This is a genomic window from Lentzea rhizosphaerae, assembly GCF_042649515.1.
Taxonomy (GTDB): Bacteria; Actinomycetota; Actinomycetes; order Mycobacteriales; family Pseudonocardiaceae; genus Lentzea; species Lentzea aerocolonigenes.
The window spans coordinates 48,537-61,725 of the sequence record NZ_JBHRZI010000005.1; the positions used below are offsets into that span (position 1 = coordinate 48,537).

Genomic DNA, 13,189 nt, shown 5'->3' on the forward strand with positions numbered 1-13,189 from the left:
CGACGCCGGTATAGTTATACCGGAACCAGCACACGGAGGAACACGTTGATCGAGCTCAAGTCGCCTGCGGAGATCGCGCGCATGCACGTCACCGGTCAGTTCATCGCGGAGGTGCTCGACGAGCTCTCCGCGAGAGCGGCGGTCGGCGTCAACCTGGTCGATCTCGAACTGCACGCGCGCCGCATGATCGAGGAGCGCGGCGCGGTGTCGTGCTACTGGGACTACTCGCCGTCGTTCGGCCGCGGCCCGTTCCGCAACGTCATCTGCCTGTCGGTCAACGACGCGGTGCTGCACGGCCTGCCCAAGAGCTACGTCCTGCAGGACGGCGACCTGCTGACCATGGACATCGCCGTCGGCATCGACGGCTGGGTGGCGGACTCGGCGGTCTCGATCATCGTCGGCACGCCCCGCGACGAGGACCAGCGCCTGATCCGTGCCACCGAGGTCGCCCTGGAGGCCGCGATCGACGCCGCGCGCGTCGGCAACCGCCTCGGCGACATCTCCGCGTCGATCGGTGAGGTGGCGGCGGACTTCGGCTACACGTGCAACCTGGAGTTCGGCGGGCACGGGCTCGGCCGCACCATGCACGAGGCGCCGCACGTGGCGAACAACGGCAGGCGCGGACACGGCATGAAGCTCAAGCCCGGCCTCACCATCGCGATCGAGCCGTGGCTCGCCGCGACCACCGACAAGATCATCTTCGACGAGGACGGCTGGACGCTGCGGTCGGCCGACGGCTCCCGCACGGCGCACTCGGAGCACACCGTCGCGATCACCGCGGACGGGCCGCTGGTGCTGACGCGCCGACGTTCGGAGAAGGCCGTGACCAGCACTGTGGCGAATTCCGACGGCCTCGGGTAACCATGCAGGTGGGCTGAAGAGGAGAGGGAACGGAGGACCGACAACACCGGGAGTCTGAATGACCACAGGGGGCAAGGCAGAGCTCGGCCACGACCTGGACGAGCTGCGTCTGCTGGTGGGCATGTCCTATCGGGAACTGGCACGGCGCACCGGCTGTGCCCGCAGCACGTTGCACGACGCGTTGACCGGCCGCCGGTTTCCCCGGCTGGACACGGTTCTGGCGATCGTGCGGGCGTGCGGCGGGGACATCGCGCGTTGGAGGTTGCGGTGGGTCGCCGCGTGCAAGCGTTCACCTGCCGCGCACTGCACCCACGACGTCGCCGCAGTCGATCAAGCCGAGCTGACGGGAGTCCTGTGAACGCGGGTTGTCCCCTGCCACGGCGACGAATCCGTCGGGCACGCGTGCCACCCCGGGCAGCGCCGGTGCGAGCCACTCCGGCACCGGGTCTCCTGCGACGGCCGCCACCCTCTTGACCCGGTGCGGCAGTTCGGGGTCGGGCACCCGGAACACGATCACCTCGTGGCGGTGCGGGTCGCGGAAGAGCTTGCGCGCCAGGAGCTTCTGACCGTCGTGCAAGGTGGGCGACATGCTGTTGCCCCGCACGGTGACCCTGATCCACATCAGCTGATCCTCACGTCCTGGTAGCCGTCGGCCTGGAGCCGGAACAGCCGGGCGTACTCGCCACCGGCGTCCATCAGTTCGTCGTGGTCACCCTGCTCGGCGATCCGCCCGCCGGCCAGGGTGACGATGAGGTCGGCGCCGCGCAGCGCGGCCATCCGGTGGGAGATCAGCAACCGCGTCCGGCCCTGCGCGTGCCGTCTCACCGTCTCGTGCACCCGTTGTTCCCCTTCGGCGTCCAGCCCGGACGTCGGCTCGTCGAGGATCATCAGGCCCGCATCGGTGCGCATCAGGCACCGCGCCAGCGCCACGCGCTGCCACTGCCCGCCGGACAGCGTCACGCCCGTCCGTTCCTCGTCCGCGTGGGTCCTGGACAGCACCGTGTCGTACCCGTGCGGCAACGCTTCCAGCACGTCGGCGACGCGGGCCGTCCGTGCCGCCTCGACGATCCGCCCCCTGTCACCGAGCTGGTCCGGCTGCCCGATGCCGATGTTCTCCGCCGCGGTCAGGTCGTAGGCCATGAACTCCTGGAACACCACACCGATCCGCCTGCGCAGCTGCGTGACGTCGAGCTCGCGGAGGTCCACCCCGTTCCACGTGATCGAGCCCCGCTGCGGGTCGTAGAACCGGCACAGCAGCTTCACCAGCGTGCTCTTGCCGGCGCCGTTGACCCCGACCAGCCCGACAGCCGCGCCCGCGGGGATCGTCAGGTTCACCCCGCGCAGGACCCAAGGGCCGTCGTCCGAGTACCGGAACCAGACGTCCCGCAGCTCGATCGCCGCCGTGTCCGAGGGCGTGCCCGTGCCGGCGGGCAGGTCGTCGTGCGTGCCGACGACGTCGAGGTAGTGACCGAACAACCGCACCGCGCGCCCGGCCTCGCCGAGCTGGAGCACGACGCCCGACAGCCCGGTCTGGACTCCGGCGACCGCCCCCAGGAACAGCACCAGGTCACCGACGGACGACCGTCCTGCCGCGACGTTGAGCGCCACCACGACCGTGCCCGCGCCGGCCACCACGGCACTGAGCAGCGCCAGCGCGCTCTGCACGACGGTGCCCCTGCGCTGCGCCGCGAGCCGTGCACCGGAGACCGTCGCGAGCGAGCCGACCATCCTGGTGTGCAACAACTCCCCCAGGCCGAACAGCCGGATCTCCTTGGCCGCCCGCACATCCGTGAGCAGCGCCCGGTAGAACAGCCGCCGCCGGTCCGTCGCCACCCACGCTTCCTCCGTCGCGGCCTCCCGCCGCGCCGTCGCCAGCCGTGCGACCACAGCGGTCACCACCGATGCCAGCAGCAGCAACGTCATCGGTGGCCACACCACCAGCAACGCGCCGGTGAAGCTCGCCAGCAGCACGACCGAACGGACCAGCTCCTGCACGAACTGCGAGATCGTGCCGGGAGCCTCCTGCGCCGCCTCCTCCGCGAGCCGCAGCCGGTCGTGGAACACCGGATCCTCGATCCGCGCCAGCCCCGGCAACGTCGCGATCCGGCGGAACAGGTTGCTCTCCACGGTCAGCGCGACCCGTTGCCGCACCACCTCCCCGAGATACCCGCAGAGGTAGAGCAACGCGATGGCGGCCCCGCCGACCAGTGCGGACGCCACCGCCAGGAACGCCGCCCGGCCGGGACCCGCCGCGCCGGACGTGAGCTCGTCGACCAGCAGCATCGTCAACCAGGCACCGGCCGCCGGCGCGGCACCCGCGAGCACGGTGAGCGCGAGGGTCACCCCGGCGATCACCGGCGCGGCGCGGAAGGGCAACGCCAGCGCCGCCCCGGCGTTGCGGATCACGCCACCGGCGCCGGGACGCCGGCGAAGTCGCTGAGCTTGATCCCGGAAGCCGTCACCACACCGCCGTGCGTGTAGAGCAACGTCGGGAACGCCATGACCTCGAACGCCGACAGGATCGGGTCGTCGGTGCCGACCACCGCCACGCGACCGAGCGGGCTGACCTTCTCGACCAGCCGTGCCGTCGCCTCGGGATCGCTCGGGTCACCGTCCACAACGGACACGAACCGTGCGGCGGGCGGGTCGGCGAGCAGTGCGTCGGTGAGCGTCCGGCACGGCCCGCACCCGACGGAGAAGAACCCGACCTGCACCGGCCCGTCGAGGTCGGCCTCGGTGAACGGGAGACCGTCGGTGCCGGTGACCTCGAACGGCCGGATCACCGTGCCGGGTTGCGGAAGATTGGTGCTGCGCGGCGGACCGGAGCGTTCCTGGAGCTCCCGGACCCTCGTGACCAGCCCGAACGTGAACAGCACGTGCAGCGCCACCACGACGGCGAGCAGCACGACGGCAATCGTGAGCAGGGTCAACGGTTCCTCCCAGGACACAGGTGTCGGCACGAACGCACCGGCGACGGCAACGGCGGCCAGCGACCCGTTGCGCACGAGGTGCTTGGGCCCCAGCACGTCGCCGCCGGCACCGAAACACTTGCAGCGCACGTTCTGCCTGCTGGTGATCGCTCGCACGATCACTCCGCAGAACACCGCGAGCAGAGTCAGGACGGCCAAGTAGCCGAGCCGGGTGCCGGGAACGGCGAGCAGCACGACGGCGACGGCCTCGCCCGCGAGGACCGCCACGGCGACCGGCTGCGCGGGCAGCCGCGGTGCGAGAGCGGCGATCGAGTCGCGGAACTCGGCGAACGCCTGCCGGGTCCGCACCTTGCCGGTGAGCGCGGCGAGGAACACCACGGCGAGCAGCACACGAGCGAACAGGTCGAGCACTTCTGCCTCCGGCAACGAGTGCGGGGTGCCGGCGAGACGCGCTCGCCGGCACCCCGTGGTGTCACTTGCAGGTGCTGCTCTTCGACGAGCAGATGCCGTTGCAGTTGAAGCGGTAACCCTTCTTGCAACACTGCCCGTGCTCCGGCACGCAGGCACCGGCATCGATCTTCGGCAGCACGAGTCCGACGAGCCGCTCACCGGCCAGCTGTGCGAAACGCTTCACGGGTCCGCTCCTCCCAGTAGATCAACAACAACGGTGTCCACGCTCGCTCGCCGCGGCCGCGATCGGAAGACAGGTCGGACGAAGTCGGACGGGGTCGGACAGCCGCCTGCAACACATCCGCACGGCCGCGCGATGACCAGGTGACCGGCAGAGATTGGGGTGGCGAATGGCGCGGCGCGTGTTCATCTCCTACGCGCAGGAGTCCGATGAACACCGTGCCGTGGTGCGGGAGTTGTGGGCGTTCCTGCGGGCGAACGGGATCGACGCCGTGTTCGACCAGGTCGCCGCCGGTCAGCGGCAGGACTGGTCGCTGTGGATGGCCGACCGGATCCGGGAAGCGGACGTGGTGCTGTGCGTGGCCTCCGAGCAGTACAAGCTGCGCGCGGAGAGCCGGACCTCGCAGGACGTCGGAAGGGGCGTGCAGTGGGAGGCGCGGCTGATCCGCGACGCCTTCTACGACGCCCAGCAGGACCTGCAAAAATTCGTGCCGGTGGTGGTGCCAGGACAGTCCGCCGGCGGGGTCCCCGACTTCCTCGCCCCGGCCACGACGACGGTGTACGTCGTCGAGGACTTCACCCTGCCCGGCGCGGAGGACCTCCTCCGCTTCCTGCTGGGAAAGCCCGAGCTGCCCGAGATTCCACTGGGCAGGGAACCGGAGCTGCCCGCCTGGACCCCGTCGCCCGCTCGTTCCTCCGCCGGGGTGGTGTCCCCGCAGATCGCGGGCATGGCGGAAGTCGTCGGCCGTGAGCAGGAACTCGCCGACCTGCGCGCGGCGTTCACCGCCCAGCGCAAGAGCCGAACCCCCGTGATCCAGATCCTCACCGGCATGGGAGGCGTCGGCAAGACCAGCCTCGCCCGCGCCTACGCCCAGCGCCACCTCGACGACTACGGCGTGGTCTGGTGGGTCCGCGCCGAGGACCCCACGACGGTCGACGGCGAGTACCGCAGCCTGCTGGAACTGGTCCACTCAGCCGACGAGGCCAAGCTGGTCCGCGACGCCGTGCAACGCGCCAACGTCTGGCTTTCCGAGCAAAAACAACCGTGGCTGCTCGTCCTGGACAACCTCCCGGACGCCGCCGCGCTGCGCGGCCTCTTCCCCGCCAAGGGAAACGGCCACGTCCTCGTCACCAGCCAGGCCGGCCGCTGGCCCAACCCCGGCGCCGTCCACCACATCGCCCCGCTCGGCACGGACGCCGCGGTCGAGCTGCTCTCGGCGATGTCGCTGGACCCGGACGCCGAGGCCGCGACGAAACTGGCCGCGGAGCTCGACGGACTTCCCCTGGCGCTGACCCAGGCCGCGTCCTTCACCGCGGCCAACGGCATCGACCTCGCGACCTACCTGCGGTTCTACCAGGACCGGAGCGCCGAACTGCACGCGGACGGGCAGCCCGACGACTACCCGCACACCGTTGCCACCACCTGGGTCCTGGCCATCGAGAAGATGTCGGCGTCGGCCCGGTTGATCCTCGACACGATCGCTTACTTCGCCCCGGACTCGATCCCGGTGTCGGTGCTGCACCCGTTGATGGACGACGAGCTCGCGTTGACCCGAGCCATCGGGGAACTGCTCTCGCACAGTCTGGTGACGCGGGGCGCGGAGGGCACGATCACCGTGCACCGGTTGATCCAGGCCGTCACGCGGCATCGGCTCGGCGACGTGCCCGACCACGCTGCCCGAGCCCGCGACCTCATCGCCACCGCACTGCCGAAGCGGCCTCTCAACATTCAGGGCATCGCCACGTGGCGGCAGCTCCGCAGCCACATCCTGACCGTCGTGGATCACCTACCGAACGACCCTCAGACCTTTGACCTGCGCTATGACCAGGCATTCCTGCACGGAGACATGGGCGACATGCACACCGCGGCGACGCTGTTGAAGGTGCTGGTCGATGACATGTCTCCCCTGCTCGGATTCGAGAACGAGCGCGTGCTGCGCGCACGGCACGGGTTCGCGTTCTGGATCGACATCTTCGACACACAGCAGGCCAACAAGCTGCTGAATGAACTGCTGGAAGCACAGATCCGGGTGCTGGGCGAGGAGCACCCCGACACCTTGATCACCCGGCACGACCTGGCCAACACCCTCCTGCTCATGGGTGAGCCTGATCGTGCCCTGCAACTATTTGAGGAACTACTACCCGTACGCGTGCGAGTCCTTGGCGCCAACCACAAATACACGCTGCTCACTCGCGGGCGTCGCGCGGTCGCCCTTTCCCAACTCGGCCGGATGGATGAGGCAATGACCATCCAGCAGGACCTGATAGCCGCCGCCACCGCCGAGTTCGGCCCGTTGAGCCTTACCACGACGGAGTACCAGATCGAGTACGCCGACACACTCGGCCGAGCCGGTTCCGCAGCCGCTGCGCGTGACCTCTCCAAGATCGTCGTCGAGCAGTACATCGCCCAGCGAGGCCCTTATGACAGGTACACGCTCTTGGCCCACATTCCACTGGCGATGTGGACCGCGGCGGCAGGGAATCCTCAGTCAGCCACTCACACGCTTCTCCGGATGCTCATCCGGATGAGAAAGAGCCTGGGCAAGAACAACTCGCTCGTGGAGAGCTTCGAGAATGCCCTGGACAGCATCCGGGGCCACAGCAACCAGATCCCGCGCAAGCGTTAGATCCCCGCGGCCACCGGCTCCCCCACCGGCGCCAGCATCGCGCGCACCGCCGACGCGATCAGCTCCGACGGCGACCCCGTCCCGTACGGCGACGCGATCTCCCGCAACGCAACCCGATGGCCGGACACGTCCTCGAGCCACGGCAGCACCGCAGCACACACGAGCGGACCGGGAGGAACGAGCGTCCCGAACGTGCCCTCGATCTCCGGCCGTTCGGTGCTCCGCCGGACGACGACCACGGGCCGCTTCAGCACGCTCACCTCCTCCTGGATGCCACCGGAGTCCGACACGATCACCGCGGAACCGTGTGCCAGGGCCAGGAAAGTCCGGTACGGCTGGGGTTCGATCACGCGCAACCCGTGCAGCAGACCCGAAAGCCCGAACGCGGCGATGCGTTGCGCGGTCCGCGGGTGCAAGGGCAGCACCACCGGGAGCGGGAGGCGGCCCAGTTCGCGCAGGATCGTTTCGAGGTTGTCCGCGTCGTCCACGTTCTCCGGGCGGTGGATCGTCGCCAGCACGTAGTGGTCGCTGGTCAGGCCGAAGCCCGACAGTGCCGCGCTTTCCTCGTCGGCTGACGGCAGGGCGTGGGCCAGCGCCTCGACGACGGTGTTGCCGGTGACCACGATGCGGGCGTCCGCGATGCCCTCGGCGAGGAGGTTGTGGCGGTTCAGCGGTGTCGGGGCGCAGCACAGGTCTGCCAGGTGGTCGATGAGGACGCGGTTGTGCTCCTCCGGCATCGCGCGGTCGTAGCTGCGCAGGCCCGCCTCGACGTGCACCAGCGGCACGTCGCAGGCGTTGGCCGCGAGTGCTCCCGCCAGTGCTGAGGTCGTGTCGCCCTGGACGATGACGGCTCCCGGGCGTTCCGCGGCCAGCACCTCGTCCACCGCCGCGACCGCACGGCCCAGCTGGCCGCCCCGGCGCAGGCCGCCGAGGCGCAGCTCGTGGAAGCCGCCCGGTTCCGGCACATCACGGCGGATGAGCGAATACATCGAACGGTCGTAGTGCTGGCCGGTGTAGATCATGGTGCACGCGCTGCCGAAGTGTTCGACGAGCGGTGCCAGTTTGATCAGTTCGGGCCTGGTGCCGCAGACGATCGTCACCGTGTTCGTTTCCCGCACCGCGGCAAGGTACTTCATCGATTCGGGCAAAACGGGGGAGATCACGCTGACGTTCACCCGAAAGCGTTGCGTGGGATATCGCTCGAAAGTGTTGCGGCACAGGCGTGTCGTAGTGTGCGCGGTCACCTGAGTCTGAGGCGCGCGCCGACGCGTGTTTCGCCGAAACCTACGGAGAGTCCCGCGTGTCCGGTCATCTGGCGCTTGCTGTGTCCACTGTGCTGTACGGGCTGGGGATAGTCGCGCAGACCGTCGCCGCGCGCAGGGCCGACGAACGTCCCGGCGCCGGGCTGGGTCTGCTCGCCCGCCTGGCCGCCGATCGGTTGTACCTGCTGGGTTTCAGCTGCCAGTGCGGCGGTTTCGGGTTCGCGTTCCTCGCCCGCGAGGAACTGCCGCTCTACCTGGTGCAGGCCGGTTCCTCGTGCGCGGTCGGGCTCGCGACGGTGATCGGTGTGCTGGCGCTCGGCTGGCGGGTGCGGCGCGTCGAGATCGCGGTGCTGCTGGTGATGGCGTGCGGTCTGCTGCTGCTCACGGGAGCGGCGGCACCGTCGACGGCGCGCGAACTGCCGCTGGTGCCGGCGCTGGTCGTGCTGGGGATCCTGACGCTCGCGGTGCTTCCGCTGGCGCGCACGTGGAAGGCCGCGACGCCGGTGCTGGCGGGCATCGCGTTCGCGGTGGTCGCGGTGGCCGCGAGGAACGTGGCCGGCAAGCCGCTCGTCGAGATCCTGCTGCACCCGCTGACCTGGCTCATGGTGATCGCCGCGTTCGTCGGCCAGGCGTGCATCGCGACGGCGTTGCAACGTGTTTCGGCCACGTCCGCGGTGGCGTCGATGGACGCGACGACCGTGGTGATCGGCTCGATCGCGGGTCTCGCGCTGATGGGCGACCAGATCACGCCGGGACGTGAGTGGTGGGTCGCTCTGGGCGGGCTGCTCGTGGTGGGCGGGGTGCTGGTGCTGGGGTCCGTGACGAAGCCCGCGCCGGACCTGGTCGCGGCCGGAGCCGGGCGGTGAAGCCCGTCGCCAGCGTGTCGCTGGACCTCGACAACCTCTGGGCGTACCTCCGGACGCACGGCGACCCGAGGTGGGAGAGCAGACCGAGCTTCCTGCCGTCCGCGGTGCCCCGGCTGCTGGACGTGTTCGGCGAACACCGTTTGACCACAACGGTTTTCGTCGTCGGAGCGGACGCGGAACGCGACGACGGCGCTCAAGCCGTCGCGGCCGTGACCGCGGCCGGGCATGAGGTCGCGAACCACTCGTTCTGGCACCAGCCGTGGCTGCACAGGTTCTCCGAGGCCGAGGTCGAAGCCGAGGTGACGCGCGCGGAAGAGGCGATCGTGGCCGCCGGAGCACCGCGCCCGGTCGGGTTCCGCGGCCCGGGCTACAGCGTCACGCCGCAGCTGCTCGACGTGCTCGACCGGCGCGGATACCGTTACGACGCCAGCGTTCTGCCCACCTGGATCGGCCCGCTGGCCCGCGCCTACCACAACCGCACGGCCGGCTCGACCGACGGCGGGGCCGACCTGTTCGGCGGGTTCGGCAAGGTGAAGGCCCCGAACAGCGCGTACCGCTGGCGCGGCAACGGTCTGGTCGAGCTGCCGGTCACCACCATGCCGCTGCTGAGGGTGCCGATCCACGGCGCCTACCTGTTGCAGCTGCACCAGGTCTCGCCCGGGCTCGCCCGCGGCTACTTCCGCACGGCGCTGCGGTTGTGCCTGGCCCGCAAGGTCTCTCCGTCGTTGTTGCTGCACCCCACGGACGTGCTCTCGGGTGCCGAGGCGCCCGGCATGGAGTTCTTCCCCGGCATGGCGGTGCCGGGACGGGAGAAGGTGGAGCTGCTGGGCTGGGTGCTGTCGTCGCTGCGTCAGCACTTCGACGTCGTCGGCACCGGTGAGCACGTGGCCCGTCTCGCGGCTTCCGTTCTGCCGGAACGGGATCCGGTCGCATGTGGCTGACCCGTGTCCTCGCCTGCGGGACGGTGGCGCTGGCCCCGCTGGAGGGCTACCTGCTGCAGGTGCACGGTCAGCTGGCCAAGGTCATGCCCGCCGCGCTGATCGGCGTGTGGGTCGGGTCGCTGGTCCGGCAACGGAGACTGCCCGCACCGCATCCGCTGCACCTGGTGGTCGCGCTGCTCGCGGTCGTGCTGCTCACCACGTCGGCGGTGCACGAGGCCGAGCCGTTCACCCTGGAGTACCTGGTGCGGTGGGTGCCGTTCCTGGTGATCACGGTGGTGCTCGCCGACGTGGCCGCGCGCGAGGTGCCGGTGCCGGCGCTGCTCGCCGCCGCCGTCGCGGGGGCGGTCGTGGCCGCGGTGGGCGGGTTGCTGAGCCTCGTCGGCGGGTCGTTGCGCGCCACCGGGCCGTTGGAGGATCCCAACGACCTCGCGTTCTTCCTCGTGGCGGCGTTGCCGTTGCTGGTCGCGATCCCCGCGAAGGGCCGGTCGCGGGTGGTGTTGTTGTTGCTGGGCGCGGTGTTGGTGGCGGGAACGGCGGCCACGTTCTCCCGCGGCGGTGGGATCGCGCTGGCCTGCGCGTTGGTGTGGCTGGTCGCACGGCGGGGCCTGCCGGTCCGCGCGGTGCTCGTCACCGCGGCCGTCACGGGGGTGGCGGCGCTGGTGTTCGCGCAGGCGGCTCACGCGGAGCTGTCGCGGGCGTTGCAGGAGAAGAGCCACATCGCGGGCACCAACGCCGACACCAGGATGCTGCGCTGGCAGGCGGCCGCGCGGATGCTGTCCGACTCGCCGGTGCTCGGCGTCGGGCCCGGCGGTTTCCGCCAGCAGTACGCGGCGGCGTCGCACAACGCGGAGATCGACGAGCAGACCCCGGTGGCGCACAACCTGTTCCTGGAGGTCGCCGCGGAGCTCGGGCTGCCGGGGTTCGCGTTGCTGATCGGGTTCGTGGCGATCGGGTTCGTCGCTTCGGAACGGGCGTTGCGTGCTGGGGCTCGTCGTGAGGCCGTGGCCGTGCAGGCGGCGCTGATCGCCGTGCTGATCGCCTCGATCTTCCTGTCCGAGCAGTACTACCTGCCCCTGTGGTCGCTCGTCGCCATCGCCGTCGCGATCGAGCAGCGAACGCGAAAGGAGCGTGGACCGTGCGCGTTCTCCACGTGATCAGCGAGATGGGCGCGGGCGGCGCGGAGTCGCTCGTCGCCGGGATGGCGCTCGCGGGAGGTGACGTCGGCTGGGAGTCGGCGGTCGCGAGCGGTGGTGGTTTCCGCGCCGATGCGTTGCGCGACGCCGGTTTGCCCGTGTTCGACGTGCCGGTGGCGCGCCGGTCTTTGAGCGGAGTGCTGCGTGCGGCTTGGGCGACGCGTTCGGCCGTGCGCCGGTTCCAGCCGGATGTCGTGGTGGCGCACAACGTGTCCGCGAGCCTGACTGCGCGGATCGCGGCGCCGCGACGGCCGCTGGTGACGGTGTTCCACGGGGTGGCCGACGCGGACGTCGCCGGTGCCGTCCGGGTGCTTTCGCGCGTGTCGTCCGTCGTCGTCACCGTGGCCTCCGCCGCTGCGTCGCGGCTGCGCGAGGCCGGGCTGGAGTCGGTGGTGATCCCGAACGCGGTCTTCCCGACCGCTCCTTCGGCGGATCGCGCTTCGGTGCGCGCCAGGATCGGAGCCGGGCCGGACGTGCCCGTCGCGTTGTGCCCCGCCCGGCTGGAACCGCAGAAACGGCACGACGTGCTGCTCGACGCGTGGGCTCTCGTCCCCGGCGACGCCGAGCTGTGGCTGGCCGGCGACGGCAGCCTGCGTGGTGCTTTGGAGGCCCGCGGCGTCGACCGCGTCCGGTTCCTCGGCACGCGCACCGACGTGCGCGACCTGCTGGAGGCGGCGGACGTCACCGTGCTCACCAGCGACTGGGAGGGCATGCCGATCGCGCTGCTGGAGTCGCTGGCCGCCGGACGCCCCGTGGTCGCGTCCGATGTGGACGGTGTGCGCGAGGTGTTGTCCGGCGGTGGCGGCGTCCTGGTGCCGCGCCGCAGCCCCGAGCAGACCGCTCGTGCGTTGCGCAGCCTGCTCTACTCGCCGGTCGCGCGTTCGGTCGCCGCCTCACGTGACGGCGGACCCGACGCGCACACGTTGATGAAGTCCTACGACGAACTGCTTCGCACCGTCCTGGAGGGACGATGAAAGTTCCCAGAGCTCTTGTGGAGGGCGTGCTGGCCGCCGTTGCCGTCGGCACGCTCGTGCTGCTGGCGGTCTCGATGCGCGACGGGGTGAGCGAGGGCAGGCTCACCCTGCTGGCCACACCGTCCACACCGGACAGTGCCCAGTTCGGCGAGGTCACCTCACTGGCCGCGCCGGCGGTGGTGCAACTGGTCCGCAGCCCGTCGGTCCTGGACGTGGCGGCCAAGGCGGCTGGCACGACCCCGGACCGCCTGGCCGACGCCATCGCGGTGGAACTGGTGCCCGCGTCGGGCGTCGCCCGGATCTCGGTGCGCGCGGACACTGCGGAGCACGCGTCCTGGGCGGTGTCGGCCGTGGCGAAGGCGGTGATCGAGGCCGACCTCCTCGCCCCCGCAGCCAGGTTCCGCCTGGTGGACGACCAGCCCGAGACCGCGCGGGTGTCACCGGACTGGCGCCTGGCCACCGGCCTGGCCCTGACCGCCGCGGTGATCGCGGGCGTAGCCGTGGCAGCGCTGCGACGCCTGCGCGGCAACAACGTTCGCACCGCCCTCGCGGCCGCGGGCATCAGCCACCCGGTGGTGGTCGCACGCGACGACGACCCCGGCCTGGCAGAGCGGCTGACGGCGTTGTGCGTGGCGGCGGCGCGGCCGGTGAAGGTGCTGGCGGTCAGCCCGTGGCTGGTGGAACGCGCGGAGGAGCTGGCGCGGACATTGCCGGACAAGGCCTCGGAGCCCGCGGAGGGGACCGCGGTGATCGCGGTGGCGGGGAAGGACCGGCGGAGTGACCTGGCGACGGCGCTGGCGGTGCTGCCGGCGTCTTCGGTGTTGGTGGCGGTGGTGCTGGCGTGACGGTGACAACGCCCAGGCCCCACACCAAAGCCAGGCATACCGGACATATTTTTTGGCGCG

Annotated in this window: 13 protein-coding genes; 8 read left to right on the forward strand and 5 right to left on the reverse strand. The window is 70.7% G+C overall.

Features of this window, described 5'->3' with window-relative positions:
• Window positions 1–45 precede the first annotated feature (45 nt).
• Complete coding sequence (map, locus tag ACFOWZ_RS03430; protein WP_382368479.1) at window positions 46–861, forward strand: type I methionyl aminopeptidase; 816 nt, start codon at window positions 46–48, stop codon at window positions 859–861.
• A gap of 58 nt (window positions 862–919) precedes the next feature.
• Entirely contained in the window at window positions 920–1,219 is a 300-nt protein-coding gene (locus ACFOWZ_RS03435) for a helix-turn-helix domain-containing protein (protein ID WP_382368482.1), read from the forward strand.
• On the opposite strand, the gene ACFOWZ_RS03440 is transcribed toward ACFOWZ_RS03435, so the two are convergent.
• Genes ACFOWZ_RS03440 through ACFOWZ_RS03455 form a run of 4 tightly spaced genes read right to left on the reverse strand, consistent with a single transcriptional unit; the run spans window position 1,151 to window position 4,425 of the window.
• Window positions 1,151–1,483, reverse strand: a complete 333-nt coding sequence (locus ACFOWZ_RS03440) for a S26 family signal peptidase (RefSeq protein ID WP_382368485.1) — start codon at window positions 1,481–1,483, stop codon at window positions 1,151–1,153. The two genes, ACFOWZ_RS03435 and ACFOWZ_RS03440, sit on opposite strands and share 69 nt — an antisense overlap.
• A complete protein-coding gene (locus ACFOWZ_RS03445; RefSeq protein ID WP_382368488.1) occupies window positions 1,483–3,267 on the reverse strand; it encodes an ABC transporter ATP-binding protein in 1,785 nt (594 codons plus the stop codon). Before ACFOWZ_RS03445 ends, ACFOWZ_RS03440 begins: the two co-directional genes overlap by 1 nt.
• Window positions 3,264–4,217, reverse strand: a complete 954-nt coding sequence (locus tag ACFOWZ_RS03450) for a TlpA family protein disulfide reductase (protein ID WP_382368491.1) — start codon at window positions 4,215–4,217, stop codon at window positions 3,264–3,266. The genes ACFOWZ_RS03445 and ACFOWZ_RS03450 overlap by 4 nt, the downstream gene beginning before the upstream one ends.
• A 46-nt stretch (window positions 4,218–4,263) precedes the next feature.
• Window positions 4,264–4,425 (reverse strand): hypothetical protein, encoded by a 162-nt coding sequence (locus ACFOWZ_RS03455; protein WP_382368494.1) that lies wholly within the window; start codon window positions 4,423–4,425, stop codon window positions 4,264–4,266.
• Between the two features lie 166 nt (window positions 4,426–4,591).
• Here ACFOWZ_RS03455 and ACFOWZ_RS03460 point away from each other — a divergent pair, with 166 nt between their 5' ends.
• Window positions 4,592–7,048, forward strand: a complete 2,457-nt coding sequence (locus ACFOWZ_RS03460) for a tetratricopeptide repeat protein (RefSeq protein ID WP_382368497.1) — start codon at window positions 4,592–4,594, stop codon at window positions 7,046–7,048.
• Here the strand turns inward: ACFOWZ_RS03460 and wecB are convergent.
• Entirely contained in the window at window positions 7,045–8,166 is a 1,122-nt protein-coding gene (wecB, locus tag ACFOWZ_RS03465) for a non-hydrolyzing UDP-N-acetylglucosamine 2-epimerase (RefSeq protein ID WP_382368500.1), read from the reverse strand. The two genes, ACFOWZ_RS03460 and wecB, sit on opposite strands and share 4 nt — an antisense overlap.
• A gap of 182 nt (window positions 8,167–8,348) precedes the next feature.
• Here wecB and ACFOWZ_RS03470 point away from each other — a divergent pair, with 182 nt between their 5' ends.
• Genes ACFOWZ_RS03470 through ACFOWZ_RS03490 form a run of 5 tightly spaced genes read left to right on the forward strand, consistent with a single transcriptional unit; the run spans window position 8,349 to window position 13,129 of the window.
• Window positions 8,349–9,176: a hypothetical protein gene (locus ACFOWZ_RS03470; protein WP_382368503.1), complete on the forward strand. Its 828-nt coding sequence runs from the start codon at window positions 8,349–8,351 to the stop codon at window positions 9,174–9,176.
• Entirely contained in the window at window positions 9,173–10,117 is a 945-nt protein-coding gene (locus ACFOWZ_RS03475; RefSeq protein WP_382368506.1) for a polysaccharide deacetylase family protein, read from the forward strand. The genes ACFOWZ_RS03470 and ACFOWZ_RS03475 overlap by 4 nt, the downstream gene beginning before the upstream one ends.
• Window positions 10,108–11,271: an O-antigen ligase family protein gene (locus ACFOWZ_RS03480; protein WP_382368509.1), complete on the forward strand. Its 1,164-nt coding sequence runs from the start codon at window positions 10,108–10,110 to the stop codon at window positions 11,269–11,271. The genes ACFOWZ_RS03475 and ACFOWZ_RS03480 overlap by 10 nt, the downstream gene beginning before the upstream one ends.
• Complete coding sequence (locus ACFOWZ_RS03485; protein WP_382368512.1) at window positions 11,253–12,284, forward strand: glycosyltransferase; 1,032 nt, start codon at window positions 11,253–11,255, stop codon at window positions 12,282–12,284. Before ACFOWZ_RS03480 ends, ACFOWZ_RS03485 begins: the two co-directional genes overlap by 19 nt.
• Window positions 12,281–13,129 carry a hypothetical protein gene (locus ACFOWZ_RS03490; RefSeq protein ID WP_382368515.1) on the forward strand — a complete coding sequence of 283 codons (849 nt, stop codon included), beginning with the start codon at window positions 12,281–12,283 and terminating at the stop codon, window positions 13,127–13,129. Before ACFOWZ_RS03485 ends, ACFOWZ_RS03490 begins: the two co-directional genes overlap by 4 nt.
• The last annotated feature ends 60 nt before the right edge of the window (window positions 13,130–13,189 follow it).

What these genes read in the sequence shown, in the direction of transcription:
- ACFOWZ_RS03435 (WP_382368482.1), top strand. Translation starts at nt 920, where the DNA reads ATGACCACAGGGGGCAAGGCAGAGCTCGGCCACGACCTGGACGAGCTG.
- ACFOWZ_RS03440 (WP_382368485.1), bottom strand. Translation starts at nt 1,483, where the DNA reads ATGTGGATCAGGGTCACCGTGCGGGGCAACAGCATGTCGCCCACCTTG.
- ACFOWZ_RS03460 (WP_382368497.1), top strand. Translation starts at nt 4,592, where the DNA reads ATGGCGCGGCGCGTGTTCATCTCCTACGCGCAGGAGTCCGATGAACAC.
- ACFOWZ_RS03480 (WP_382368509.1), top strand. Translation starts at nt 10,108, where the DNA reads ATGTGGCTGACCCGTGTCCTCGCCTGCGGGACGGTGGCGCTGGCCCCG.
- ACFOWZ_RS03490 (WP_382368515.1), top strand. Translation starts at nt 12,281, where the DNA reads ATGAAAGTTCCCAGAGCTCTTGTGGAGGGCGTGCTGGCCGCCGTTGCC.